Annotated in this window: 30 protein-coding genes and 1 tRNA gene; all 31 read right to left on the minus strand. The window is 42.6% G+C overall.

Features of this window, described 5'->3' with window-relative positions; genetic code table 11:
- Positions 1 to 11: 11 nt before the first annotated feature.
- The gene (locus tag GC093_RS31005; RefSeq protein ID WP_171655942.1) at positions 12 to 731 is read right to left on the minus strand and encodes a demethylmenaquinone methyltransferase; all 720 of its coding nucleotides are present in this window, start codon (positions 729 to 731) and stop codon (positions 12 to 14) included.
- 10 nt (positions 732 to 741) lie between these two features.
- Positions 742 to 1,605, minus strand: coding sequence for a heptaprenyl diphosphate synthase component 1 (locus GC093_RS31010; protein ID WP_171655814.1), 864 nt, complete (start codon positions 1,603 to 1,605; stop codon positions 742 to 744).
- An 88-nt stretch (positions 1,606 to 1,693) separates the two neighbouring features.
- On the minus strand, positions 1,694 to 2,224 hold the full coding sequence (locus GC093_RS31015; RefSeq protein ID WP_171655815.1) for a hypothetical protein: 531 nt from the start codon (positions 2,222 to 2,224) through the stop codon (positions 1,694 to 1,696).
- Positions 2,225 to 2,458: 234 nt separating this feature from the next.
- The gene (gene mtrB / locus GC093_RS31020) at positions 2,459 to 2,692 is read right to left on the minus strand and encodes a trp RNA-binding attenuation protein MtrB (RefSeq protein WP_171655816.1); all 234 of its coding nucleotides are present in this window, start codon (positions 2,690 to 2,692) and stop codon (positions 2,459 to 2,461) included.
- A gap of 105 nt (positions 2,693 to 2,797) precedes the next feature.
- Positions 2,798 to 3,814, minus strand: coding sequence for a phosphatase PAP2 family protein (locus tag GC093_RS31025; RefSeq protein ID WP_246315726.1), 1,017 nt, complete (start codon positions 3,812 to 3,814; stop codon positions 2,798 to 2,800).
- Positions 3,814 to 3,890, minus strand: a tRNA-Pro gene (locus GC093_RS31030). The genes GC093_RS31025 and GC093_RS31030 overlap by 1 nt, the downstream gene beginning before the upstream one ends.
- Before the next feature lie 186 nt (positions 3,891 to 4,076).
- A complete protein-coding gene (gene hbs / locus GC093_RS31035; RefSeq protein ID WP_171655817.1) occupies positions 4,077 to 4,349 on the minus strand; it encodes a non-specific DNA-binding protein Hbs in 273 nt (90 codons plus the stop codon).
- Between the two features lie 185 nt (positions 4,350 to 4,534).
- Positions 4,535 to 6,013 carry a stage IV sporulation protein A gene (gene spoIVA, locus GC093_RS31040; protein ID WP_171655818.1) on the minus strand — a complete coding sequence of 493 codons (1,479 nt, stop codon included), beginning with the start codon at positions 6,011 to 6,013 and terminating at the stop codon, positions 4,535 to 4,537.
- Positions 6,014 to 6,325: 312 nt separating this feature from the next.
- Complete coding sequence (locus GC093_RS31045) at positions 6,326 to 7,066, minus strand: YphF family lipoprotein (protein WP_171655819.1); 741 nt, start codon at positions 7,064 to 7,066, stop codon at positions 6,326 to 6,328.
- A 2-nt stretch (positions 7,067 to 7,068) separates the two neighbouring features.
- The gene (locus GC093_RS31050) at positions 7,069 to 7,413 is read right to left on the minus strand and encodes a 2Fe-2S iron-sulfur cluster-binding protein (protein WP_171655820.1); all 345 of its coding nucleotides are present in this window, start codon (positions 7,411 to 7,413) and stop codon (positions 7,069 to 7,071) included.
- Positions 7,414 to 7,462: 49 nt separating this feature from the next.
- Positions 7,463 to 8,068, minus strand: coding sequence for a nucleotidyltransferase family protein (locus GC093_RS31055; RefSeq protein WP_171655821.1), 606 nt, complete (start codon positions 8,066 to 8,068; stop codon positions 7,463 to 7,465).
- A 59-nt stretch (positions 8,069 to 8,127) separates the two neighbouring features.
- Positions 8,128 to 8,421 (minus strand): 2Fe-2S iron-sulfur cluster-binding protein, encoded by a 294-nt coding sequence (locus GC093_RS31060; protein ID WP_171655822.1) that lies wholly within the window; start codon positions 8,419 to 8,421, stop codon positions 8,128 to 8,130.
- A 63-nt stretch (positions 8,422 to 8,484) separates the two neighbouring features.
- Entirely contained in the window at positions 8,485 to 8,664 is a 180-nt protein-coding gene (locus tag GC093_RS31065; RefSeq protein ID WP_171655823.1) for a DUF2768 family protein, read from the minus strand.
- Between the two features lie 111 nt (positions 8,665 to 8,775).
- Positions 8,776 to 9,054: a stage VI sporulation protein F gene (locus tag GC093_RS31070; RefSeq protein ID WP_171655824.1), complete on the minus strand. Its 279-nt coding sequence runs from the start codon at positions 9,052 to 9,054 to the stop codon at positions 8,776 to 8,778.
- Positions 9,055 to 9,150: 96 nt separating this feature from the next.
- Positions 9,151 to 10,194: an NAD(P)H-dependent glycerol-3-phosphate dehydrogenase gene (locus GC093_RS31075; RefSeq protein ID WP_171655825.1), complete on the minus strand. Its 1,044-nt coding sequence runs from the start codon at positions 10,192 to 10,194 to the stop codon at positions 9,151 to 9,153.
- A 46-nt stretch (positions 10,195 to 10,240) separates the two neighbouring features.
- A complete protein-coding gene (gene plsY / locus GC093_RS31080; RefSeq protein ID WP_312886644.1) occupies positions 10,241 to 10,843 on the minus strand; it encodes a glycerol-3-phosphate 1-O-acyltransferase PlsY in 603 nt (200 codons plus the stop codon).
- Positions 10,844 to 10,855: 12 nt separating this feature from the next.
- Positions 10,856 to 12,178, minus strand: a complete 1,323-nt coding sequence (der, locus tag GC093_RS31085) for a ribosome biogenesis GTPase Der (RefSeq protein WP_171655826.1) — start codon at positions 12,176 to 12,178, stop codon at positions 10,856 to 10,858.
- A gap of 175 nt (positions 12,179 to 12,353) precedes the next feature.
- Complete coding sequence (locus GC093_RS31090) at positions 12,354 to 12,536, minus strand: capping complex subunit for YIEGIA (protein ID WP_171655827.1); 183 nt, start codon at positions 12,534 to 12,536, stop codon at positions 12,354 to 12,356.
- Positions 12,537 to 12,540: 4 nt separating this feature from the next.
- Entirely contained in the window at positions 12,541 to 13,452 is a 912-nt protein-coding gene (locus GC093_RS31095) for a YIEGIA family protein (RefSeq protein ID WP_171655828.1), read from the minus strand.
- Between the two features lie 36 nt (positions 13,453 to 13,488).
- Positions 13,489 to 13,989, minus strand: a complete 501-nt coding sequence (locus GC093_RS31100) for a hypothetical protein (RefSeq protein ID WP_171655829.1) — start codon at positions 13,987 to 13,989, stop codon at positions 13,489 to 13,491.
- 185 nt (positions 13,990 to 14,174) lie between these two features.
- Positions 14,175 to 15,245 carry a type 2 isopentenyl-diphosphate Delta-isomerase gene (gene fni / locus GC093_RS31105; protein WP_171655945.1) on the minus strand — a complete coding sequence of 357 codons (1,071 nt, stop codon included), beginning with the start codon at positions 15,243 to 15,245 and terminating at the stop codon, positions 14,175 to 14,177.
- A gap of 55 nt (positions 15,246 to 15,300) precedes the next feature.
- On the minus strand, positions 15,301 to 16,545 hold the full coding sequence (gene rpsA, locus GC093_RS31110; protein WP_171655830.1) for a 30S ribosomal protein S1: 1,245 nt from the start codon (positions 16,543 to 16,545) through the stop codon (positions 15,301 to 15,303).
- A gap of 129 nt (positions 16,546 to 16,674) precedes the next feature.
- Positions 16,675 to 17,259, minus strand: a complete 585-nt coding sequence (locus GC093_RS31115; protein WP_171655831.1) for a lysophospholipid acyltransferase family protein — start codon at positions 17,257 to 17,259, stop codon at positions 16,675 to 16,677.
- A 1-nt stretch (position 17,260) separates the two neighbouring features.
- Positions 17,261 to 17,941 (minus strand): (d)CMP kinase, encoded by a 681-nt coding sequence (gene cmk / locus GC093_RS31120; protein ID WP_171655832.1) that lies wholly within the window; start codon positions 17,939 to 17,941, stop codon positions 17,261 to 17,263.
- 416 nt (positions 17,942 to 18,357) lie between these two features.
- A complete protein-coding gene (locus tag GC093_RS31125; RefSeq protein WP_171655833.1) occupies positions 18,358 to 19,011 on the minus strand; it encodes a flagellar brake protein in 654 nt (217 codons plus the stop codon).
- A gap of 127 nt (positions 19,012 to 19,138) precedes the next feature.
- Positions 19,139 to 20,497: a germination protein YpeB gene (ypeB, locus tag GC093_RS31130; RefSeq protein WP_171655834.1), complete on the minus strand. Its 1,359-nt coding sequence runs from the start codon at positions 20,495 to 20,497 to the stop codon at positions 19,139 to 19,141.
- A 117-nt stretch (positions 20,498 to 20,614) separates the two neighbouring features.
- The gene (locus GC093_RS31135) at positions 20,615 to 20,776 is read right to left on the minus strand and encodes a hypothetical protein (RefSeq protein ID WP_171655835.1); all 162 of its coding nucleotides are present in this window, start codon (positions 20,774 to 20,776) and stop codon (positions 20,615 to 20,617) included.
- Between the two features lie 47 nt (positions 20,777 to 20,823).
- Entirely contained in the window at positions 20,824 to 21,516 is a 693-nt protein-coding gene (gene prsW, locus GC093_RS31140) for a glutamic-type intramembrane protease PrsW (protein WP_171655836.1), read from the minus strand.
- 247 nt (positions 21,517 to 21,763) lie between these two features.
- A complete protein-coding gene (locus tag GC093_RS31145) occupies positions 21,764 to 23,008 on the minus strand; it encodes a Glu/Leu/Phe/Val family dehydrogenase (RefSeq protein ID WP_376768691.1) in 1,245 nt (414 codons plus the stop codon).
- Positions 23,009 to 23,203: 195 nt separating this feature from the next.
- Entirely contained in the window at positions 23,204 to 23,806 is a 603-nt protein-coding gene (locus tag GC093_RS31150) for a genetic competence negative regulator (protein ID WP_171655838.1), read from the minus strand.
- Positions 23,807 to 24,052: 246 nt separating this feature from the next.
- Positions 24,053 to 24,436 carry a hypothetical protein gene (locus tag GC093_RS31155; RefSeq protein ID WP_171655839.1) on the minus strand — a complete coding sequence of 128 codons (384 nt, stop codon included), beginning with the start codon at positions 24,434 to 24,436 and terminating at the stop codon, positions 24,053 to 24,055.
- Positions 24,437 to 24,439 lie beyond the last annotated feature (3 nt).

Below are 24,439 nucleotides of genomic sequence, written 5' to 3' on the forward strand. Positions count from 1 at the left end.
ACTCCTGTCCCTTATTCCGCTTCCTGCTTCTTGATGCCGATATGAAGTGCTGCGATGCCTCCGGTTAGCGGATAAGCTTGTACATGGGTCAGCCCTGTTTTTCTGAAAATATCGGCTAATTTCTTATGATCAGGAAAGTGAATCAATGATTCAGGCAACCACTTGTACTGCTCGTAGCGTTTGGCTATCAGTTTACCGAGCAGCGGTAAAATATTTTGAAAATAGAAATAATAAAGACCCTTGAAAGGCTGCCAGGTAGGCTTGGACAATTCCAGTGAAACGATCATACCGCCAGGCTTGACCACCCTTTGCATTTCTTCAATTACTTTAACCAAATCAGGCACATTCCTTAATGCAAAACCAATTGTGGCATAGTCGAAAGTATTATCTTCGTATGGGAGCTCCATAGCATTGCCGCGAACTAGCTCAATCTGCTTGTCCAGCCCCTTCTCACGGATCTTCTTACTCCCGTAATCCAGCATGTTTTGGCTGAAGTCTAGACCGACAATATCACCAGTACCGCTTTCTTGTGCTAAACTGACTGTCCAATCACAGGTCCCGCAGCAAAGGTCTATAGCTTTGCTGCCTGGTTTTACATTCATCTTCTTCATTGTAAACTCTCTCCAGGCTTTATGCCTGCGAAAGCTAAGAATATCATTCATTATGTCATACTTGGGAGCTATGCTTTCAAATACGGAGTGAACGAATTCTTCTTTTGACTTGGATTCCACAGTAGTCACCTCAAATTTCTTCCAGTACTTTAGGTGTCGATAGGTAACGTATAAAAGGCTCTCCAATCGACAGCAATTCCTTGCTAAGCTCTTTAGAATCAAGACCCTGCAGCTTATCCTGCAGCAACAGCATACAACTATCCAGCTGCTGATAAAGCTGTAAGGTTACTTTATACTTGAGCCAAATAGAGCGAATTTTGCTTGGATCAGGTTCTTCAGACAATAAATACTTCCGCTCTTCTTTGGTTGCCTGCTGCATCACATGCCAATATCCCCAGCTTTCCCGAAATTGCTGAGCTAACTCTGATCTGGAAATCTCCTGCAATAGAACCTCACATTGAGTAAACAGCTTCAAGATCTCCGGCCAAGCGCCGTGTATCGATTCTTCCATATACTCAGTAAATGCGAGGTACAGCTGAGTGCGAATCTCCACCGCACGCTTCAAATACTCTTCTGCTGACAGCTTCACTTGCTTCATCAATTGGTACATATCGATCTTCAATCGGTTAGCTTCGCAAATTGCATGCGAAATGACCCGAATCAGATCAATATGTCCGGCATTGGAGAGCAAATAATAAAACCGGCTGCTGAAATAATCGCCCGCCAGTATTTTGAGTTGCCTCGATCTTGCTGCTTTCATTTCCTTAACCTGATTCGTTACGCTAACCATATCGTGTGTGTCCAAGCCAACCTGGACTAAGGCTGTTACGAGACTGAAAAGCTCGCTATAGCTCGACATTGTGCTATGTTTGCTTAAAAAAACATATAAAAGCTTTGTACGAAATTCAGGAAACACCGGTAATTCAGTATGTGTTTGGATCATATCGTATTCTATATATTTTCTCGCCATCTCTGGGATACGATAAGAATTCATAATTAGCCTCCGAACGAGTACAAAGAATCATTAGATCATAATCTTAACTATTATAGCATAGTACAGCCTTACGCGCATAATATCCGCCTCAACTTTTTATCTCAAAACGCTCTCTCCACCTAGTTGTGTAGGTCACCCGAAAGTGAGATTGCAGGTACTGTTCCATTTCCTCGATACCTCGAGTAGGAATCACATTTTCACTAGGGAGCCACTTTTCTCTTCTGGCATCTGTTGCAAGCAGCAGAGCCGTTCCGTTACCAGTGTTGCTTTTGCCACTATCAAGAACTCGCACCAGTACTTGATTAATATTCGTTGAACGGCTAAACAAAGCACGTGGAATTTCATACATATCTTGAACAATCTCATCTTTCTCCGAGGACGGTGAAGAAATGAGATCTACTGAAACAATAGCATGCGTTACTTCAACCTTCCGAATGCGAAGGTGCAGCTGCAGCTTACTCATGACATCCACAATATTAGCTTCAGATACAGGCTGCGCTTTAACCGAACGGAACACTGCGGAATTCGAACCATTCTCTAATTGGGGCAATAAAGACAATGTCACTACGACACTTACAGACAATAACGTTGTGATAAGAAGTCGGGGCAACCATTTCATCGGGCAAACTCCTCCTAAGAGTTTTTGCGTAAGCAAAAACTAGCGTCGTAAGCATCTGCTGAGTTCCACTTTAGCGAAACTCACTTCTCAAGCACCATCTGTGTATCGCAAAAGTGAATTCACCACGTAAGCAGCGTATGTAATAATGCGTTACAATTGAATGCTTGACCGAGATCCCTACTCTTATCATTGTACAACGAAAAAAAGCAGGCTATGCCTGCAGAAGCTGAAAAATTATTCCTCTGTATCCATAACTCCGTACTTTGTCATAACTGTAGCCTTACCTCTAATTTTTACTGCTGATGTGTGTGCTGTAAATTGAGCTATCATAACTTCGCCTTTATCAAGCTTTTCCGTATGATGGAACCTCGTATCCTGGCCTCGGGTCAATCCGATAACCTGAACTCCGTTTTCCTTTGCTTTGATAACAAAATAATCGCCTTGAGTCGGACTTGTGTTAGTATCCATCGTTATCTTCTTCCTTCCTGTCAAAACATACTTACTTGTATGATGCACAAAAAATAGGGCTGATGTCAACTGTTCAATGCTCAAATGGACAAAAAAGGCCGCGGATTAAGCGACCATTGTTTCCTTAGAGTAAGTTTTACCCTTTTTGCCGTAAAAACCTTTGAAACTGCTTGGCAGCAGCTTGGACGCAAGGCCAATAACTAAATCAGCTAATTTAACCGTTCCGTAAGCAAATGCCATTCCTGCAAACACATCCAGCACCCAGTGAATTTGCAAATACATGGTAGAAAAAATAATAGAAGAGCAGTAAGCTACCATCATATATTTAAAAATGCGGTCTTTCTCTCTTAATGCCAATAACAGCATAGCAAACGATATCGAAGTATGCATACTCGGGAAACAGTTCATTACACTAACAAGCAGTTCATTCTCAGTAGCGAAGCTGCGCCCTAATAAATCAGGTTGATGCTTAACCCACCAAACTTCACGGAGAAGAATCAAATTATAAAAGGGCAGGATTAATGGAAACTGCATTAAATGCCCTGATAAAGCATAAGAAAGCATCTTCTTCATGCTTCTTGTCCAAAAGCTGCGCACAATGCAAATCCATAACGAAAGCACGAAGCCATAATTATAGATCCATACCATCGCATGGTCAAGGGAAGGGGTATTGAAAGTTCTCGCCCAGGCACCATCGTTAAACGGAATACTGTTCATCCAAGCATCCCAATTCCAAGGATGACGGTTATTTTCAAACATCCAATTGGCGATTTTCCACCAGAAGCCATTGCCGGATCCATAAAAATAATAAAACACATACAGCATAGGGATAGCAAAAATAAAAAAACGTTTCCATTCGACTTCAATTTGGTCTCTTCTGACACCAAGCAAACACAATAATAATAATACCCAGCAAGCAGCGCTCCAATTCCCGGCTGTACCAATACGCCAAATCAAATAAATGGAAGCTATAATACCATACATCGTCCAATCCAACGATGATAGATATGCTTTTGTCTTATCCCCCACCCCAGTATCCTCCTCTAGCATGTCACCACTGAAAAAGCCCAATATCTTTGCTTTCAAAAGAAAAAGACACCGGATCGACGATGTCTCTCTCATGGTCGGAGTAACACGATTTGAACGTGCGACCTCACCCACCCCAAGGGTGCGCGCTACCGAGCTGCGCCATACCCCGATTCTTTACATTGCTTATTATAATTGCGGTCTTTTTAATTGTAAAGATGATCTTTATAATTAAAAGAATCACTCATTAATCCTCTCATTGATCAAGGTATAAATTAAAAACACCTGAATCAAAATCGATTCAGGTGTTACGGCCTACTCTTAAGTTCCAGCTATGATATGTAGGAAAGCATGGTTCTTACTGAATACCGTCTTTAAGTGCTTTACCTGGTTTGAAAGCTGGAATTTTGCTTGATGGGATATCGATCTCTTCGCCAGTTTGCGGGTTACGTCCTTTACGAGCGGAACGTTCACGAACTTCAAAGTTTCCGAATCCTACCAATTGCACCTTATCTCCACCCTGCAAAGCTTCAGAGATAGCTTCAAAAACAGCTTCCACTGCTTTGGTTGCATCCTTCTTAGAAAGCTCAGAGGTTTCTGCAACTTTGTTAATCAATTCAGATTTATTCATGCCATTCACCTCCCCCCACTATATCTCATATTACCCTTTGTTAACTGAATTGTTTAAAAATATACATATAGAACAAGGAAATCAAACAAACAAGACTATATTAATACACCCTAGTAGCTTTTTCAAGTGAAAACGAAAAAAATGCACCCAAAGGAGTGCATTTTCACTAGATTTTGTGACCAAAATCACAATATGATAGCTATTAGTCCACCCGAGCCTTCATTGATAATCCGGCCAAGAGTTTCTTGAAGCTTATAGCGTGCATTGTCCGGCATCATCGCTAGCTTGCCTTGAATTCCTTCACGAACGATAGAGTGAAGCGATCTGCCGAATATGTCGGATTCCCATATTTTCAATGGATTGTCTTCAAAATCCTGCATTAAATAACGGACAAGCTCCTCGCTCTGCTTCTCTGTTCCAATAATAGGTGAAAACTCAGATTCGACGTCTACACGTATCATATGGATAGAAGGTGCAGTGGCTTTCAGCCTCACACCGAACCTAGACCCCTGCCTGATCAATTCCGGCTCATCCAGAGCCATTTCCTCTAGGGTAGGCGGCGCAATGCCGTAGCCAGTCGTTTTAACCATCTCAAGCGCTTCGGCAAAATGATCGTATTCACGTTTGGCATGGCTGAACTCCTGCATCAGCTGCAGCAGGTGATCCTTGCCGCGAATTTCTACTCCAACTACTTCCATCAGAATTCGGTCATAGAGCTCATCTGGTGCGTACAAGTCGATTTCTGCCACACCTTGCCCCATGTTCATACCTGCCAGAGCGGCTTTGTCAATGAATTCATATTCCTCGAAGTGGCTTACAACGCGATCCACATCACGCAGCCTGCGAATATCCTGAACCGTTTCACGGACTGAATTTTCGAAATGCGAGCGCAGCCAATGGCTGTCTTCCAGTACCATGACCCAGCTCGGCAGATTAACGTTCACTTCGTGAACCGGGAACTCGTAAAGCACCTCACGCAGTACAGAGGTCATATCATCTTCATTCATGTTAGCTACACTCATTGCAACAACAGGGATATCATGTGTCGCCTGCAGCTCATTGCGTAATTCCTGAGCAATTTCACCATTAGGCTTCGTTGAGTTAACAATGACTATAAATGGTTTGCCGACTTCCTTCAGCTCATTGATTATTCGTGCTTCAGCGTCCGCATAGGAAGATCGCGGTATTTCTGCAATGGTACCGTCTGTTGTTATCACCACGCCCAATGTCGCATGCTCCTGGATAACTTTGCGGGTACCGATCTCCGCTGCTTCCTGGAATGGAATCGCCTCATCAAACCAAGGCGTATTAATCATACGAGGACCGTGCTCGTCTTCATAGCCTTTCGCGCCTTCGACAACATAGCCTACACAATCGACCAACCGAACATTAACATTCAGTCCTTCAGCCACATGCAGCTGTACTGCAGTATTAGGCACAAATTTCGGCTCAGTAGTCATGATGGTACGGCCTGCCGCGCTTTGCGGCAATTCATCCGTAGCTCGGATACGATCAGCATCGTTCTGAATGTTTGGTAGTACGATCGATTCCATAAAGCGTTTAATGAACGTTGATTTTCCCGTACGGACCGCTCCAACGACCCCCAGGTAAATATCCCCGCCTGTACGCTCTGCAATGTCCTTAAAGATATCCACTTTTTCCAATGAGAATCCCTCCTACAGGTTGTTTAAGACGAAACTCGTACCTATGCTTTCGGACTAGTAAAAATATATGTACTAGCAGAAGAATTATGATGAATTATTGGCACTTTTTATTTTAATCACTCCTTGCCCATAACGACTTTAGCCAAGCCGCCGCATGATCCCTAAGTGAATATATGAACAAGGGGCTGCGTATATGACGGAATATTAAAAAAAGCTTCAATTCGAAGCCTTTTCGGCGAATATGCATAGTGATAGTACAAAAAAACCTCTGTTACCCTTCTAAAAGGTTTACAGAGGTTTATATCATTCCGATTATTCCTTAATATCTGGTACAGGCTGCCCATTCTTCCAGCGGTACGCAAACGAGCGCGCAGGAACATAGAAGGATTCTTTCACCAATAACTCTCTTAAATCCTGCTTGGCATCTAAACTATTCTGAAGTGATTTCTTATCAATCAGCCGCATCAACTCTTCAGAATAGTCAATGGCTACTTGTCCGGAATCGTTCATAATAAAAGGCAAGATAACCTGACGCGTATACATGCTCTGAATCTGAATCGGCTTTTTATTTAACTTTTCAAAATCAATTCGAGTAAAAGAAGGAGCCACCACTTCACCCTTGGGCAAAGCGCCTGCATGCTTCGATTTGTAATCATCTACAAGCTTTTGCGCTTCTACAGTTTGCTGATAAGAAATCAAGTCCATCATTTTGACCATAGGTTTAGTTTCTGGATCAACCAGTACATAGATGGCTGTCCCGCCATTCTCAAAGGCGTTAGTCGGCACATTGCTAATAAATGCACGTTCTTTTAATTTTTTGAAATCAATTGGATATTTCTCGAAAAGGGGAGTAGACTCCGTACTGTTTTTAATAGGGAGGACACCCGTTTTCGCATGATATTGATCCACTGCATTTTGTACGACTACTACAAACTCTCCTGTAGCCGCTTGACTCTCTTTGCGCATTTCTTTAGGGTACATGCATCCTGTCATAATCGAGCAGCAAAGTAGTAGTAAAATAACAACAGAGGCTGCCTTTTTAACTTGCTTCACGTCTATTCATCCTCCTGCTGCATCATTTCCAGTTGCTTACGGATAGCTGCCTTTAATGGATCCTCGGGGATCGATACAGTTACATTCCCAACCACCTTGGCCTGGCAAGACAATCGGTAGCCCTGTTCCTGCAGTCCACCCAGCTTCAAACGTTCATTTTGATTCATTGGAGCCAGTCCAGAAGCATCAGAGTCCTTGACTATAATCTTACACATTAGACAGGCTGCTTTGCCGCCACAGCGCGTCCGAATCTGTACCCTCACTTTACGAGATGCATCCAATACAGTTGTTCCCGGCCGTACCTCTATGGTCTTGCCGTCCGGTAAAAAAGTTACATGTATACCCATCGGCTTGTAAACTCCTTTATACACACTCTGCCTACCTCATTATTTATACTTAAAGCAATTCCTTCAACTGTGCAATCACTGCATCGTCCAAGGAGTTGCGCTCGATCAGCTCCCTCATAATAGGAGTCAATTCAGCATTACGATTGCGTAAAACTACCGCAATCGCCTCATACCGATCTGGACGGTTTCTCAACACATTAAATAACAGTTCATGCTCTAATGGCATAACATTTAAAGCAGGAATAAGAGCTTCTGCATCTTGGTTATTTAGTAGAACTTCACCTATTTCCAGTGAAGGGGCCTCGGCCAAAAACGCGGCCTCAACTTTATAAATACTACCGAGAGCTGTTACTTCAAATTCACCAACCAATTCGACATGGATACCATTTATTTCATAATGACTTAATATCGATTTATAAATTCCAGACTGATCCTCTATCTGGTGGTCAATGGAATACGGTAACAAGACTTTATGTATTTCTGTCGCGCCCAGACTATCTGTATATAAATCGAGATCACGAGGGGCCGCATGTAACGGCACACCATGAAGAAGCAGACCGCAGCTGCCGCCAACGAGCCACGGTTCTTTCACACCCCGAAGACTTAACTGCACCTGTCTGAGAACTTCAATCAGTTTATTTATTGATGATTCCAAAGTACTAATCCACCTCTTCTACCCTGGATGGTTTTGGGACAGACTCACTTATTCCTTTTTTAAAAATAAGGCTTGTGAATCACAGTAATAGAACCATCTTGCTTAATAGCCGCCTGACAGCTAAGCCGAAACCCTTCTTCAAGTTCTTCAGGCTCTAGACGGTCCCATTCTTCGTCAGTTGGTTCATTCAAATACTCTTTACCCTCAGTTACGAGACAGCGGCATCTAGCGCACGTTCCACGGGCACATGAGAATCCCCAATCCACTTCATGCTTCAGCGCTAAATCCAGTAATGTAAGCTTTATCTCTGCAGGCACTTCTTTATGTACTTTCCGTCCTTTAAGCATTATCATAAGCAATTGAGCTCCCTTAGCTATTCAGCAATTAATAATCATAATCATCCTAATTGTATAGGGTTACAAAATAGACACAACCATATAGAGTAAAATGGGAACAAACAATAGAAAAGCAATAGTAGAAAGAATGAATCGCAAAACGCCAGTCGTTTTGCTGCGCGCAAAAGAAATCAGAAATGACGCACCCACCATCAAAGCAATGGCTATAAAGGATGCCCACATTTTATCCATAGAACTCATTTTATTGCTCCTATTCTATATTTTTTTCTATTCATACGAATTTAAACAACCCTGATTATAACATAAAAAAAGCACAAGCGCCCTTTCAGGGAACTCATGCCACAAAACTGTCTATTTTTTTGAAATCATTTTCATGAGTTGATCCATATTGTTTGCATTCATTTTGCTGGATTTAATTGCAGAGATCAACTCATTCATAGTCGCTTCAGAAACCGGTATATTCACTAAACTCGAAACCTGCTTAATCAATTGCTTCAATTGAGCATCGCTTTGAGTCGTAGAGGGCTTCACGCCGCTGGCCAGTTTATATATATCCTTCTCGCTGACGCTTTTACCGGTTTTTTTCTTAACTACGCTTAGCACATCTTTAGATACGTTCTTGTTGCTCATTGTCCTGTCCCTCCTTAACCTCATTGCTTCCACTGACGTGGAAAATGAATCTAAGGTAGTTTATGTACAGGAATGATTAATCGTGTAGGCGGTTGTCTACCCGAACCATTTTGTTTGAACAGGCTTGGCTACTTCTTCAATTTCGTGAGTGCGCCCACGTCCCATTAAATCCTGGGCTGCTGCTATCGCTGACTTCCCCTCAAAAAGGACGGCGTAAAGCTCATCCGCAATTGGCATAGTTATCCCATACTCACGTGAAAGTCTATAGGCGGCCTGAGTAGTCTTAACCCCTTCTACGACCATTCCCATTTGTTGAAGCACCGTCTCAAGAGGTTCACCTTGTGCCAGCGTGTAACCAGCACGCCAGTTGCGGCTGTGCTTGCTTGTACAGGTTACTACAAGATCACCGATGCCGGCTAACCCAGCGAATGTTAAAGGATTTCCGCCCATCGCAGTGCCGAGACGCGATATCTCAGCTAACCCTCGGGTTATCAGTGCAGCCTTTGCATTATCTCCATATCCAAGTCCGTCTGTAAGACCTGCGCCAAGCGCAATGATATTTTTTAATGCACCGCCTACCTCAACACCTATTACATCGGGATTTGTATACACACGAAAGTAGGAATTAATCAATAAATCCTGTGCGGCCTCTGCAGCTTCGGTATTTTCCGATGCAACAACCACGGTTGTTGGACACTGCTTAATCACTTCCTCAGCATGACTAGGACCGGACAATACAACAATAGAGTACGGATCATATTGAGGCAGCTCTTCAGCTAAGACAGTACTCATTCTTCGTAAGGTCGTCGCCTCAAAGCCTTTTGTTGCATGAACCAATATTGTCTCCTGCCGTAGAAAAGGACGCATCTGTAAAGCAACCTCGCGCATAGAAGCAGAAGGAGCAACAACAAACACTGCACGTGTTTCGTGCAGCGCTTCCTCCATTGATGTAGTAGCTCGAATCCTTGGCGATAGCTCTATATCTCCAAGAAAACGATGATTTCGGTGTTCGTTATTAATTTCCGCTACCTGCTGCTCATTACGAGACCACAGCGTAACATCCAATTGGTTCTCCGCCAACACAGAAGCAATGGCCGTCCCCCAACTGCCTGCCACCAGAACGGCTACCTTGTCAGACATGAACGCCACCTCCCTTAATAACTATTCAAACATAAAGCCTGAGCTGTCAACCCGATTTTGTTTTGGAACCAATTTTATTCTCCTGGCCCTTCAACAGTCTGACAATATTAGAACGGTGACGAATCCAAGCAAAAACGAAAACTAATAAACTAAAGTAAAAGATTTCAATCGGAAAGTGCATAATCCATACTAGTATAGGTAAAATTGCGGTAAACAATAAAGATCCGAGTGAAACATAGCGTGTTACTACAATTGCCAAAATACAAACGATACCCGCATACAAAGCAGGAAGTGGCGCTAAGGTAAGCATAACACCGATCGTTGTAGCAATCCCTTTACCTCCGCGGAACCCAAAATATACAGGCCAATTATGTCCTGCAATAGCCGCTACACCGCAGAGCACCAAAAGCAGCGCACTGCCATCACCGATCCAAATTCCGAGTAGGACGGCAATTACTCCTTTTATGGCATCAAGCAATAAAACCGTTACACCGGGTCCTACCCCTAGAACCCTCAATGTATTGGTCGCACCGGCATTCCCACTGCCATGTTTTCGGATGTCAATTCCTTTCAGCAGCTTACCAGCCAAAAAACTAAAACTAATCGAGCCCAACAAATACCCGATCAGGATGGATATGACAAACCACACTTGTCATCTCTCCTATTCATCATCCGATTTTTTACGTGTAAAGATCCTAAGTGGGGTTCCTACAAAACCAAAAGCTGCACGCACTTTGTTTTCCAAATATCGCTCATAAGAGAAATGCATAAGCTCTGGATCATTAACAAACAAAACTATCGTAGGAGGCTTGACCGCAACCTGTGTCGCATAGTTGATTCTTAAACGTCTGCCTTTGTCTGTCGGAGGAGGATTGATTGCAACCGCATCAGAAATAACATCGTTCAACACATGGGTTTGAATCCGGAGAGCATGCTGCTCCGCTACCTGGTTGACAATTGGAAGTAATTTGTGTACTCTTTGTTTCGTTTTTGCCGATAAAAAAAGAATCGGTGCATAGCTCATGAACAGAAAATGATCACGGATTTTCTGCGTGAACACCTGCATCGTCTTTTCGTCCTTATCAACAACATCCCATTTATTAACAACAAAAATTGCAGCTTTCCCAGCTTCATGGGCATACCCTGCAATATGCTTATCCTGCTCGATAATACCTTCTTCTCCATTGATCAGTACGAGAACCACGTCAGCACGTTCAATAGCTTTCATCGCACGCATTACGCTGTATTTCTCCGTGTTTTCATATACTTTGCCGCGTTTACGCATCCCAGCTGTATCGATAACTACATACTTTTGACCATCCTTCTCAAAAGGTGTATCGATTGCATCACGCGTTGTTCCCGCAACATCGCTGACAATAACTCGATCTTCTCCCAAAATGGTGTTCACCAATGAAGATTTCCCTACATTAGGTCGTCCAATAAGAGCTATTCGAGTTACGTCCTCACCATATTCATCATCAGTGGCATCAGGAAAATGCTGAACAACTTCATCCAATAAATCCCCTATTCCTGTACCATGAGAACCTGAAATGCCAAATGGAGTACCAAAGCCTAGGCTATAAAATTCATAAATGTCATCCTGCCGTTTGATATTATCAATTTTATTAACAGCAAGCACTATGGGCTTTTTAGAACGGAACAACAGCTCGGCCACTTCTGAATCCGACGAGGTGATGCCACCTTTGCCATCGACCATAAAGATAATAACATCCGCTTCTTCAATAGCTAATTCTGCTTGCACACGGATGGACTTAAGCATCGCATCGTCACCGTCGATCTCAATACCACCGGTATCTATCACACTAAACTGATGTTCTAACCATTCACCTATTCCATACAACCTGTCCCGGGTTACCCCAGGCATATCTTCTACAATTGCAAGCCTATCTCCGATAATGCGGTTGAAAATCGTTGATTTTCCCACATTAGGTCGACCGACTATAGCTACAACGGGTCTTGCCATCAGACTTCATTCCTTTCTTGGATCCAGCAAATTCGTAACATGAAAAATTTCACATTCTACATCATAGCACTTGCCAACCAGTAAATCAACGGCGCTTCCATATCTAATTATCAAGAATAAGCGGCTTCAATGACCTAATTGGACTAACATAATTCTCAAATTGGAGAACAAATTCTTAGATCTTATGATCAACCAATATCATGGTGCCATTCTGTAAATCATGTGCTGAAGCATCTAAAATCTTTTCTAATTTAAACGAAACCTTCTGCTGTTCATCTGAATTATTCACGATAAATATTGGCGCCCCTCCAGCTACTTGGTTCTTATCCGCTGTTACCACAGCAACGATTTTCCCCATTATACTATCCTTCCTTTCCCTCCGGTTTCAAGTTGGCTTCCGTTGGCATCCGTACAGCGCTTTCCAATACGGGTGATTGCAGTATCACACACCTTGCCTTCTCAATATCTCTTTCCTGAGGCAGTAAAAAAACAGCCAGCCGTCCATCAGCCATATCCAGCTTGGCTAACGGCAACAGAGAAGGTTCCCCTTCGTCACGATAAATGCCCAATATAGTTGAGAGATCATGAAGGAGAGCTTGGCGCTGTCCGACATTCGCAAGTGTGACACGGCAATTTTTGTTTTTTGGAATTAGAATAAGCCCGATTCCACGTTTAAGGATGATTTTCCTCGTATCCTCCAAGCCAACGTTCATTATATAGATGTCATCTACAAACAAATTCGGACCATCCAGCCTAACCTCAGAAATCTGCACATCTGCAATATGACTAATGCTTTTACCGGATTTGAAGTGGTTTGTAATCAGAATAGCAACTATCCCTGCAGCAATTCCCCAATACCACGAAAAAACTATACTGAACAACGCCGCTAGAAACGAGGTGAAAATAACCATATAATTTCGTCCTTCAAACACCATCGCTATCCCTTCTATGTAGGTTGCTCCTCGAGGAACCAGCTCCATACTGTCAATTTTGGAGAGAGTCTGGCGTTCCATATTCCTAACATCGCGAAATTGTTGAGCAGCAAGGGAGAGAAAGGTAACAGCAGTATAGTTTTTGTCGAGCAATGACGGGACAGCAACCGAGCCGAGTCCTGCGGCTATAACGCCTAGTGAAATGTGAATGATCTTCCCGTGCGGGTAAGTCGGATATTGTCGATAGTCCGTTCTTAGCATACTTAATCTCGCTGCAATCCCGAATACAACCCCCAGCACAATTCCGACTGTATATTTTTGCTCCACAATCCAGTTCAGCATAACAGCCTCTACCCCTCATTTCTATTGATCCCGAGTTTACTCACGGTGTCGGACTATTTTTCTAACTCCTGTTACAATCCAACTAACACTTTTCTTACTGATCAGAATCATACTGGCTAAAAGTAGTGATGTCACCCGAGTAATATATACGGTAAGCCACCAACGGTCCTGCAGCATAGTTGTTCCTAATTGAAACTCGATTTGTCCCTTATGAATAAACCGGAAATAAGTCTCTCCTAATAGAAGACCTAATGAAACTACAGCCAATTGAACAGCTGGCACTTTAATTAGCGAACTAACCATAAATCCAATCAGCAAAGCCATTGAGAATTCAACACTTCCGAGAACCATGGAGGGAAACAGATGAATCGTTTCCTGCAAAAAGAAAGAAACAGATCCTAATAATATTCCTACAGACAATACATGCAAATTATACATAATCCCGCTGGAACGCCACAAAGCAGCTACAATTAGAACCACTAAAACTATAATCCATAAACCAATCCGTGCATGTGGTAATGTGATCATGATCTCCATAGTGACTAACCATGAGACAAAAAAAAGAAGTATCACCTTTGAAGTTATACCTCTCATAAAAAAATCCATCCAGCCACTAGCGAATAAAATCAACGATACGACTAGGAATAATATTGACAAATATCCTGGATTCATTTGCACCACCTAAGAGCTTTACTTCAGTACCAGTTCTTAGTATGGCTTTATTATGTAATTTTTATCAATCCTGTTCTAGCGGCATACTGCCGGACATTTATTCCCCTTACCTCGCACCACTGTGCACTTTCTCCTGAAATGACTACAGGGACATTCCATAGATTCTGAATAGTTGGAGCTCCCAACGCTGTCATAATCAGGTTTAACTCCTGATGATAATCAGTAATTTGTTTGACTAATGCTGATGTACCTTCAGCACGTAGCGTTCGGAGGAACGTTCCTGCGATTCCAACAGCCGATGCCCCCAGAGTTAGTGCTTTGCATATTTCTAGAGTGCTGCGTATTCCTCCAGATCCTATTACTGAAATGTTGGATGGTATAGCGCTATTCAGCGAATTGGAGATATTCATTACTTCCATTAGTGAAACTGCCGTTTTACAACCCCAGTCGTTCAACCAATTCATAGGCAGAGTACGCCGCGCATTCTCGATAGCTGCAAAATTGGTGCCCCCAGATCCGCCCACATCAATAATTTTCACACCTGCTTGTACTAAAGCAGCCGCGCTTTCCTGAGCCATCCCGAACCCTACTTCTTTGACAATAACGGGAACCCCGACTCTTTCATTTATTAACGAGATCCGCTCCAGCATACCAATAAAATTACGATCACCCTCAGGCATTATCAGCTCCTGCATGACGTTCAAATGAATCTGCAGAGCATTAGCCTGCACCATCTCAACAGCTCGTTCCGCTTGTTCTAATGAAGCCTCGCTCCCCAAGTTGCCAAAGATGATTCCTCGCGGATTCACCTTACGAACGACTCGGTAGCTGGAAGCAAGCTCAGGATTTTTAATAGCGGCCATTTGTGAACCAACCGCCATTGCCAGTCCAGTTTCCCTTGCAGCAACAGCCAGCTCCCGATTGATCTCTTCTGTCTCCTGCGCTCCGCCTGTCATGGCATTAACAATAATCGGCGAGCTCAGAGTGAGTTCGCCGATTATTGTTTGTAATGAAATAAGCTCAGTAGAAGTTTCAGGGAGACAATTAGGTATCAATTTGATGTCAGTAAAGCCTTGTTCACCACTTTGCCCAAGTTGGAGAGCATGATGAACATGCTCCATTTTTCTTGGAATACGCACCCTGACTCCTCCTAAAATCCCATGATATTATTTCAACTTATTTAAATTTGCTCAACTTATCGCCAAAGCGCTCGCCTAGTGTCAAGTTAAGTCCTTGATTTTGATATTCTTCAGCAATAACAGTTTCTTTAGGCGCTCTTGCTGGTCTATCAGATTTAGGAGCACGTTCCGGAGCTGCTGGAGCTTCTTCTGTTTCTTTGATGCTTAAGCTGATGCGTTTGTCTACAGCATTAACATCAAGGATTTTCGCCTGAACCTCTTGACCTTCCTTCAATACTTCCGAAGGAGTTGCAATATGTCGGTGTGCAATCTGAGAAATGTGAACTAGACCTTCAACACCTGGAGCCACTTCGACGAAAGCACCGAATTGCGCAAGACGTTTTACAGTACCGGTTACAATATCACCAACATTGAAGCTGCTAGTTACTTGCTGCCACGGACCTGGTTGTGTTGCTTTAATACTCAAGCTAATACGCTCATTAGCAGGATCCAGCTTCAAGATTTGAACTTTCACTTGATCGCCTTCTTTTACAACTTCAGCAGGGGTTTCAACATGATGCCACGCCATTTCGGAGATATGCACTAAGCCATCTACTCCGCCGATATCAACGAAAGCGCCAAATTGCGTCAAACGTTGAACTGTACCATCTAATTTTTGACCAACGGAAAGATTCGCAAAGACCTCTTTCTTTTTCGCTTCGAACTCTTCATCCAATATGTCCTTTTGGGACAAGATTACTTTGTTCTTTTCACGATCCATCTCTTTTACACGCAATCTAAGTGTACGTCCTTTGTAATCACTGAAATCTTCAACAAAAGAACGCTCAACCATCGATGCAGGCACGAATCCTCTCAGGCCAACGTCAACTACAAGACCGCCTTTGACAACCTCAGCTACAACAGCCTCAAGGATCGTCTTGTTTTCCATTTCGCTTGTCAGTTGCTCCCATGCTTTTTCACTGTCAACTACACGCTTGGAAAGCTCCAGCTTCTCCTTGCTGTCATTGATGGATAGTACCTTTAATTCTACTTCCTGACCAACCTGAACACTTTCACCTGCGCTACCTACTGTTACGGATGAAAGCTCGCGAACTGGTATTACTCCATCATACTTATAACCGATGTCAACGAATGCTTGATCGTCGTCGACTTTAATAATCGTACCTTTAACTGTATCACCCTTCTTCAGAATCGCTACATTAGCCATAGATTCCTCTTGGGATACCTCTTGTTGTACTTCTTCTGCTTGAACGTTTTGTTCTACTTTTGTTTCCTCTGACATGGTTCAATTCCCTCCTTGATTAGCAACCTCAACCAATAATTTATTAGTTACAATTGCTGCTGTCTTATATAATTTACCGACGCAAAAAAAATACGCGGTTAATTGTTTTTCTAAGTATTCCACATTCTATCATTTCGATTCGTATTGCTTTACCATAGTACGGATAACCGACAAAATTTTGTCAGTAGCTTGCTCGAGTCCTTCTGACCCTTGATCGGCAAATTCACTTATATCAACGGGTTTGCCATATACCAACGTCAATTGTCTAAATGGCTTGTATCCACCAACGATAGCCGCAGGAACAACTGTTGCGCCTGATTTCAAGGCTAAGCTCGCAGCACCCTTCTTGCCCATCCCCCCTGCATTACTTCTAGAGCCCTCAGGAAAAATGCCAAGAATTTTATTCTCGCTCAGCAGCTGCAGCGACAAGCGAATCGATTCTTTGCTTACTCCGCCCCGTTTAACTGGAAATGCACTTATTCTTGGAAGAACCCAGCCAAGTACAGGAACATCGAATAGCTCAGCTTTCGCCATATAATGTACACGTCTTCCTACTAACGGACTCCCTAACAGCGGAGGATCCATATTACTTGTATGATTAGCACATAAAATGACGGGTTGGCCGTGCGGAACATTCTCCAAACCAACAACTTTCAGACGAAAAACAAACCGAAATATAAAATGAAAAAGGGCGCGAAGCGTTGAATAAAGCATACTATTTACCTCCGCCGACTTCAGTCCTGCAAAGCTCCAATATACGTTCAACCACTTGAGGTATGGGCATGCCGGTAGTATCTAGCAGAACAGCATCCGGTGCTTGAATCAGAGGTGCAATTTCCCTTGACTCGTCCATCCTATCCCTTGCCGCTATTTCGGCTTCAAGCTGCTCCAAGGTAACATCTGTACGGTCATCTTGAATTTCTTTGTACCTTCGTTCAGCTCTTACCCTCACACTAGCCGTTAGAAACACCTTCAACTCTGCGTTAGGAAGTACATGGCTGCCAATATCTCTGCCATCCATAACTACTCCTTTATCAACGGCCAATTGCTTTTGTTTGACAGTTAAGTTTCGACGAACTTCAGCAATGGCAGCAATTTGTGACACATTATTCGTCACTTCAGCTGAACGGATATCCACTGTCACATCTCGTCCATTCACAAACACCTGTTGACCATTCTCACCAGGGGCAAGACGAATCTCCATCTGTTCTGTAGCAGCAATAATCTCAGCTGGATGATCCAGACTCAAACCACTTTGTAGTGCATTCCACGTGACTGCTCTGTACATGGCCCCGGTATCTACGTAAACAAATCCTAATGTGTTGGCAACAAGCCGGGCAATAGTGCTCTTCCCTGCTCCCGCCGGACCGTCTATAGCAATGTTGAACTTATCCAAAACACGGGCCTCCCAGCAATAAAAAGAAAATACGATAAAGCTTTAATTAACAGGCCCTGCCTGTGATCGAAGAAAATTATACCATAGGTGAAAGAGGGATTGCAAAGACGCCTCCCTCTTAATCATTGTTGTGACAGTTTCCTTCATTCCGAACGAATGAAAGATACCCCCTCCAATTGTTCCACTCTCACTAAAAAATAACGGATACTTGGATACTGCAGTAACAGCTGAAAAATCAACAATAACGTCAATAATCCGAGTATTATTCGTATAAGCCATCTCTCCACTAAAGAAGAAAACTGCAAAAAAAGTTCTTCATAACTACTAGTTTGTTTGGAGTCATTATTATGAACCACAGTCACCGCTCCATAAAATACTTTTGGAGGTAGTTTGTCCATATAACGGTAAATTATGCATTAACGTTTACGGAAATCCAGCTGTCGTTCAAAGCAATAACGGATAATTTTCTGCCGGTCTCTGTCGGATATTTCAGCAAACCTCATCATGACCTGCTGTTTTCCGCTCTCCAATTGCTTAACGCGAACCAATTCTCCATTAAAAGGGATATGCTCGATCTGCCCGTTCCTGTAATTGGCCAATAACCAGCAGCTTACAATTTGTTGATTATCCAGTGGTATGTATCCGTCACAAATAAAAGATATGCCACCTCCGCCAACATCATCCGTTACGGCTATAAATTGCAGCTGCTCCGAAAATTTCACAGCCATTTCCAACTCTGCAGGCACTCTTAGAAAGCTACGACGTTGAACCTTAGTAATGGCATCAGGTTCCGGCTTCTTAATATGAACCATGCGGATGACATCATCTGAAAAACCTAATACCGAGGATGTAAAATAGTTCTTAACACCGCCGTCGGTTATAAAATAGGCCGACATCTCATCTCCTACATACAACCTCTTTAAACGGCCTGTTTTTTCGTTAATCGGAACTTCCATGCTGATATAGCTTGAACTAATATCAGAAATTCTCGACTTTAACTCTTGCTTTGCTTCTTCCTCATCAATCGAGTTTATTTGTATATGTAAAATTTGATTTACTTTTGGAAGCAATGTTTGCACCTCCCATCGATGTTATAACCAGTACCATAGTACTAGACTCTACCATTTATTATAGCATGACGAGAACAGATGGGAAGCAAAAAAAAGGAGACTTTGTAAAAGTCTCCTTAAAATTTACTCATGTTTTGCTTACATTTTCATCATTTTGTCGAAGCCTCTCTATTTTCTCCTCAACGCCGGTTTCCGCATTAATATAGATCCGGTATACACCACCGTTAATCTTACCCATAAATTGATAACACAACACTTCCTCTTGTGTATCATTGCGTATTAGCGCCAACGCCTCATGCTCCGTTTTAAAGTTCGGATTCAGCACTTTTCGAGCTTCCTCGATTGTTAGTTTGGCAGCCTTCAATTGGCGTTCCTTATGATCAAATACATAATCTGTTGCTTGAAGTCCAGTCACCTCACCATTGTCAAGCGCTACCTTAACCGCTAACTTATCCAGATAGTTGATGATCTCGTTATCTCGGCTTGCAAACGTAATATTACCTATATTGTTATACTCATCATAGCTTACTGCTGTCATATTAGCGTAGCCATGTGAATCCAGAAATTCAGCTGCAGTATCTCTGGCACTGCGAATATCCAGCTTCTTCTCCTTTACATCCCTTGTAAATGAAAACCACAACAATTGACCGCCTTTAGTGCTGTAATCCATGTGAATCCCATCCAATGAATTCTCCTTAGGTGCAGAAACACTAAAGGAATGGTATTCAGTTCCGGGACCATTTTCAACCACTTGAAAAGAACTAGTATCTTGCACTCCAAGAAATTGAGCTGCTTTTTGCTTAATTTCTTCAGCAGTCACATTATTGCCTGATAACATATTCATGTCATGCTTTTGATAAACATTTAACATGGTGGGACTCCACTTCACGTCCGAATAATCAGCAACTTTCTTGTCAACCGTTTGAAAGCCGTCAATGATTACATTATCCAGTGGCTCTTTCTGCGTAGCCAATGCCGTCTCAACATCCATCCAACGTAAGTTATTATCCAGCACCTTGGTCTGCATGCTCCGAAGATCGGTTGAAATTTCAGAAGCATGTGTATACAGCGCGTTCAATGTCTTCATTTCTTCTTCAGTCAACGGCTGCTTAGTTAAATCGCGAACTGCGGCTCTGTAAGAGAAATTAGCCATATTGGCCAAAAACTCCTCCGTCTTATTAAAAGGCAGTAGTGTCAAAGGCAGTTGATTAATTTCGCTTTGCGCTTGGCTGGTGATCCTCCAGACGTTGATTAAACCTTTTTTATACGAATCCTGGGACAATGTGTTGACTGCTAACGTGTTCCCTAATTCATTATGAAGACTTTCTACATGGAACGATAAATCATGAAAAGCCCTTTGGTACTGATTTTCGGCTTTGATCAAAATAGCATTTTTTTCTTGATGCTCTAAATATCCCCACAAACCGGCTCCAATCAAGGCTATAAACAAGATGGGGAACATGACATAACTTAATCTTCTATACATATTCGTGAAATCTCCCTTCATCAGCCAAACTTGGGCTTAGTTTTCGCTGAAGGAAGAAGTCTTATGCACATAATCGTTCAAAAAACGGTCAAAACAAAAAGAAGCCCGCAAGGCTTCTCACACACCATTCGTATCAATATCAAAATCAGAATCATTACTGCATATACATTGCTTGAACCCTGTATCAATTTTCCCTTTTTCTCTTCTCCCTTTAAGTACAAAGCGTTCGCCGCATTGTTTACAGCGAATGGTCACTTTGACACGATCGTTTACCGTCATGCATTCCCTCCGGTTTGTAATATTACTATGCAGTATGGACAAACCGGTTATATTTTAACCTGATCCTCTGCTTGCATAACTCGGAGCGGTGATTTGGAGTTGGCTCGATTGACCTTCCATATGCTGCGCGCCCACAAGAATACCATCAATGGAATCATAAACCACACCCAGTTCGATTTGGTAGTCAGCAAAATATAGTCGTATAAACCATGCCAAAAAATAGGGAATAAAATAGAAAATGCCAAGTACCTAGTTTTGCGATCAGGTGTAAACTTCGATTTTCCTAAGTAATAACCCATCATGACCCCAAACATCGCATGACCGGAAACAGGAAGCAGCGCTCTAGACAATAGTGAGGTTATAGTCGCCGAGTTAAGGAAGGCATAAAACACATTTTCCAATGTGGCAAAACCAAGGGATACGGCTACTGCATACACAATACCATCATACGGTTCATCAAATGAAGCATGCTGATATATTACAATGTAAACGATAAACCATTTTAAAAATTCCTCTAAGCCCGAAGAGATGATAAATGAAAATATGAGCGGATCATCACCTAGGCCATGAGCAAATGCCCGCTGCAGCACCATAACCGGAAAAACCAGGAGCACACCGAACAAAAATAATTTCATAACCAGATGAATAGGCTCAGTATCGTACCGGTCCTTCAAATAAAAATAAGCCAGCAGAGCGACACCCGGCGCAATGGCCGCCGTCAAGACTGACAAGACGCTCAACGTGTCCCCTCCGTTCCTGGGTTTTAATGGGATAAATCATTTTCTGACAAAAGTACATAATTCCGGATCAGCAGTAACTGCCTCCGACCACTGTTGATAATCGATTATTCGGTTAGAATTTTACAAGGTAGATAATCCATTATCAAAGGCAGCACGTAAACTCTCCGGCAGTTACTCTGACCTCCATTATTTCCTTCGTCAGAAAATAAGAAATCCAATAAAACCTGCCATTACTATAAATAAAAAATCAAACCCAGCCGCGGTAACGGGAGGCTTCAGCCATCTTACGTACACCGACCATGTACGCGGCCAGACGCATATTAATTTTTCTCGTGATATGAACATTATAGACATTCTCAAAGCCTTTTTCCATCATTTCTTGTAATCTGGCATGCACTTCAGCTTCTGTCCAGTAATACCCTTGGTTATTCTGTACCCATTCGAAATAAGAAACGACCACACCACCAGCGCTTGCAAGTACATCAGGTACTATTAAAATTCCCCGGTCAGTCAAAATTTCGGTAGCCTCCAATGTAGTAGGACCGTTGGCAGCTTCAACTATTATAGAGGCTTGAATACGTTCAGCGTTCTCCAAGGTTATCTGATTCTCAATTGCTGCCGGAACAAGAATATCACATTCCAGCTCTAACAATTCTTTGTTTGTAATGGTGTCTTTAAAAAGCTTAGTTACCGTCCCGAAGGAATCTCTTCGATCCAATAAATATTCAATATCAAGACCATCCTTATTATAAAGTGCTCCATATGCATCTGATATACCAATTACCTTGGCACCCATCTCATGCATGAACTTGGCCAAATAGCTGCCCGCATTTCCAAAGCCCTGAATAACAACGCGTGCATTATGAAGAGGGATTCCCTTCTTCTTTAATGCCTGGTCGATCATGATGGTAACGCCTTTGGCTGTCGCCGTTTCGCGTCCATGAGAGCCGCCAAGCACCAATGGCTTGCCTGTAATAAAATTGGGAGCGTCGAACTCTCTAATTCGGCTATATTCATCCATCATCCAGGCCATGATTTGGGAGTTGGTCATTACATCAGGCGCTGGAATATCCTTGGTAGGCCCAACAATTTGACTAATGGCTCTTACGTATCCGCGGCTCAATCGCTCAAGTTCTCGGAAAGACATCTTCCGCGGGTCGCATATGATTCCGCCTTTTCCCCCACCATAGGGCAAATCAACAATGCCACATTTTAAACTCATCCAAATGGACAGAGCTTTAACTTCGTCCTCCGTCACTTCCGGATGAAAACGAACGCCCCCCTTGGTTGGTCCAACAGCATCGTTATGCTGCGCTCGATAGCCCGTAAATATCTGGATAGAATCATCGTCCATTCGAATAGGGATTCGTACTGTCATAATCCTCATAGGCTCTTTCAGCAGCTCTACCATCGCGGAAGAATAACCAAGCTTGGTTAGAGCCTCTTCGATGATCAGCTGTGTGGCTTGAAGCACGTTTAAGTTTTCAGTCATCAGAACCATCCTTTGCTACTGCATTGTTTGTATTCTTACACTTTCACGCCGCCCTGATTCATCATTCCCTATACAAATAAAAACGTGCTGTATTTTCAGCCGTTCTATACGAACTAAAAAACGTTGTAGAGCCCTGCCCAACCGCAAAAAAGCACCCCACAAAAACAATACTGTTTTTGAGAATGCTTTGGGCAATTATTTGAAGTGCGTACAGAGTACATTAACAGCATCAGCAGCAATAACTGTTTTACCGTATTCCTCAAGAACTGCCCGAGTTACGGAAGCTGCATCTCCATACTCCGATAGAACTGCTATGACTGCTTGATAACCGCTCTCTTCCATATCAACGGCATCGAGCTGCAAAAACCATTTGTTCTTATAGGAGAATAAGATACCACCATCGGTTACCATCGGCTGTAACACTTTGGCCATACGTACGAGGTCTTCAAAATCATGAAACACATAAGAGATTTGATCGGACTGCTCCAATGTGACCTCTAATTCATACATCTCTTCGACTTCCTCATCATAAGAATCGCTTGAATGATGGAAGTCCATCTTGCTGCGTGTGACGATAACAACCATTCCTTGAGCGGGTAGCGCTAAAACTTCGACAGCCAAAGGTCCCGAAGGATCGAATCCTAATTCGGTGTAAGCTTGATCCATCATATCACTGAAAAGCTCGTGAACCTTAGGGATCTCCCTCCACATATCATCCTTTTGAATGCCTCGCTCCGTCAAGTCGTCGAATGTGAGAAAAATCCGTATCTTGTCCTGACTTAAACGCTCCATTTTCATACAGGATTCCTCCCTTGCCGCCACTTATAATAACAGCTTATGAAGTAAGGTTAAAAAGGTGAGTAAGCTTCACAGCTTGTATTCAATTATATGAGTATTATATCACAACATAACAAAAAATGTCTTGTGCTCACAAAAAAAGAAAAGGACATAAGCGAAAAATCCGCTTATGCCCAGCTTTTTATGGGTAAATTAGATTGGCTAACATAAATGACCGTTCCTTAAAAAGAAGTTCTATACGAAGCTCTATTGTGTTTGATAAGTTTCTTTGCCATTATTATTTTGAGCGATAATTTCTTGAACTGTTTCATTTAACTTCGGATCTTGCTTAATGATTTCTTCAACTTTGCCAAGTCCGCTGTTACTGTTTGTAGAGAAAGGATCTTCCTTTTTGAAGCCATTTGATGAAGATGTGGATGAAGCCGACTTATTATTCGTTTTGCCCTCAAATCCATGGGTTGCTGAGGAATCTGAAGCACCGTTGAATCTATCCTTCGCTTTGTCCATCATATTCCCAACCGACTGATTGCTGCTTAATGCGGAAAATAACATCGATTTGCTTTTATTATTCAAATATACGACTGCTGCTGCTCCAACTAATCCACCAAACAAAAATGATCCTAATTTCATGTT

The sequence above is a fragment of the Paenibacillus foliorum genome, assembly GCF_013141765.1.
In the GTDB taxonomy this organism is placed as follows: Bacteria; Bacillota; Bacilli; order Paenibacillales; family NBRC-103111; genus Paenibacillus_S; species Paenibacillus_S foliorum.

Coding starts and splice junctions, on each gene's coding strand:
- GC093_RS31010 (WP_171655814.1), bottom strand. CDS start 1,605: ATGAATTCTTATCGTATCCCAGAGATGGCGAGAAAATATATAGAATAC.
- GC093_RS31015 (WP_171655815.1), bottom strand. CDS start 2,224: ATGAAATGGTTGCCCCGACTTCTTATCACAACGTTATTGTCTGTAAGT.
- mtrB (WP_171655816.1), bottom strand. CDS start 2,692: ATGGATACTAACACAAGTCCGACTCAAGGCGATTATTTTGTTATCAAA.
- GC093_RS31025 (WP_246315726.1), bottom strand. CDS start 3,814: ATGAGAGAGACATCGTCGATCCGGTGTCTTTTTCTTTTGAAAGCAAAG.
- hbs (WP_171655817.1), bottom strand. CDS start 4,349: ATGAATAAATCTGAATTGATTAACAAAGTTGCAGAAACCTCTGAGCTT.
- GC093_RS31050 (WP_171655820.1), bottom strand. CDS start 7,413: ATGGGTATACATGTAACTTTTTTACCGGACGGCAAGACCATAGAGGTA.
- GC093_RS31060 (WP_171655822.1), bottom strand. CDS start 8,421: ATGATAATGCTTAAAGGACGGAAAGTACATAAAGAAGTGCCTGCAGAG.
- GC093_RS31065 (WP_171655823.1), bottom strand. CDS start 8,664: ATGAGTTCTATGGATAAAATGTGGGCATCCTTTATAGCCATTGCTTTG.
- GC093_RS31070 (WP_171655824.1), bottom strand. CDS start 9,054: ATGAGCAACAAGAACGTATCTAAAGATGTGCTAAGCGTAGTTAAGAAA.
- GC093_RS31075 (WP_171655825.1), bottom strand. CDS start 10,194: ATGTCTGACAAGGTAGCCGTTCTGGTGGCAGGCAGTTGGGGGACGGCC.
- der (WP_171655826.1), bottom strand. CDS start 12,178: ATGGCAAGACCCGTTGTAGCTATAGTCGGTCGACCTAATGTGGGAAAA.
- GC093_RS31090 (WP_171655827.1), bottom strand. CDS start 12,536: ATGGGGAAAATCGTTGCTGTGGTAACAGCGGATAAGAACCAAGTAGCT.
- GC093_RS31095 (WP_171655828.1), bottom strand. CDS start 13,452: ATGCTGAACTGGATTGTGGAGCAAAAATATACAGTCGGAATTGTGCTG.
- GC093_RS31100 (WP_171655829.1), bottom strand. CDS start 13,989: ATGGAGATCATGATCACATTACCACATGCACGGATTGGTTTATGGATT.
- fni (WP_171655945.1), bottom strand. CDS start 15,245: ATGGAGCATGTTCATCATGCTCTCCAACTTGGGCAAAGTGGTGAACAA.
- rpsA (WP_171655830.1), bottom strand. CDS start 16,545: ATGTCAGAGGAAACAAAAGTAGAACAAAACGTTCAAGCAGAAGAAGTA.
- GC093_RS31115 (WP_171655831.1), bottom strand. CDS start 17,259: ATGCTTTATTCAACGCTTCGCGCCCTTTTTCATTTTATATTTCGGTTT.
- ypeB (WP_171655834.1), bottom strand. CDS start 20,497: ATGTATAGAAGATTAAGTTATGTCATGTTCCCCATCTTGTTTATAGCC.
- GC093_RS31135 (WP_171655835.1), bottom strand. CDS start 20,776: ATGACGGTAAACGATCGTGTCAAAGTGACCATTCGCTGTAAACAATGC.
- GC093_RS31145 (WP_376768691.1), bottom strand. CDS start 23,008: ATGACTGAAAACTTAAACGTGCTTCAAGCCACACAGCTGATCATCGAA.
- GC093_RS31150 (WP_171655838.1), bottom strand. CDS start 23,806: ATGAAAATGGAGCGTTTAAGTCAGGACAAGATACGGATTTTTCTCACA.
- GC093_RS31155 (WP_171655839.1), bottom strand. CDS start 24,436: ATGAAATTAGGATCATTTTTGTTTGGTGGATTAGTTGGAGCAGCAGCA.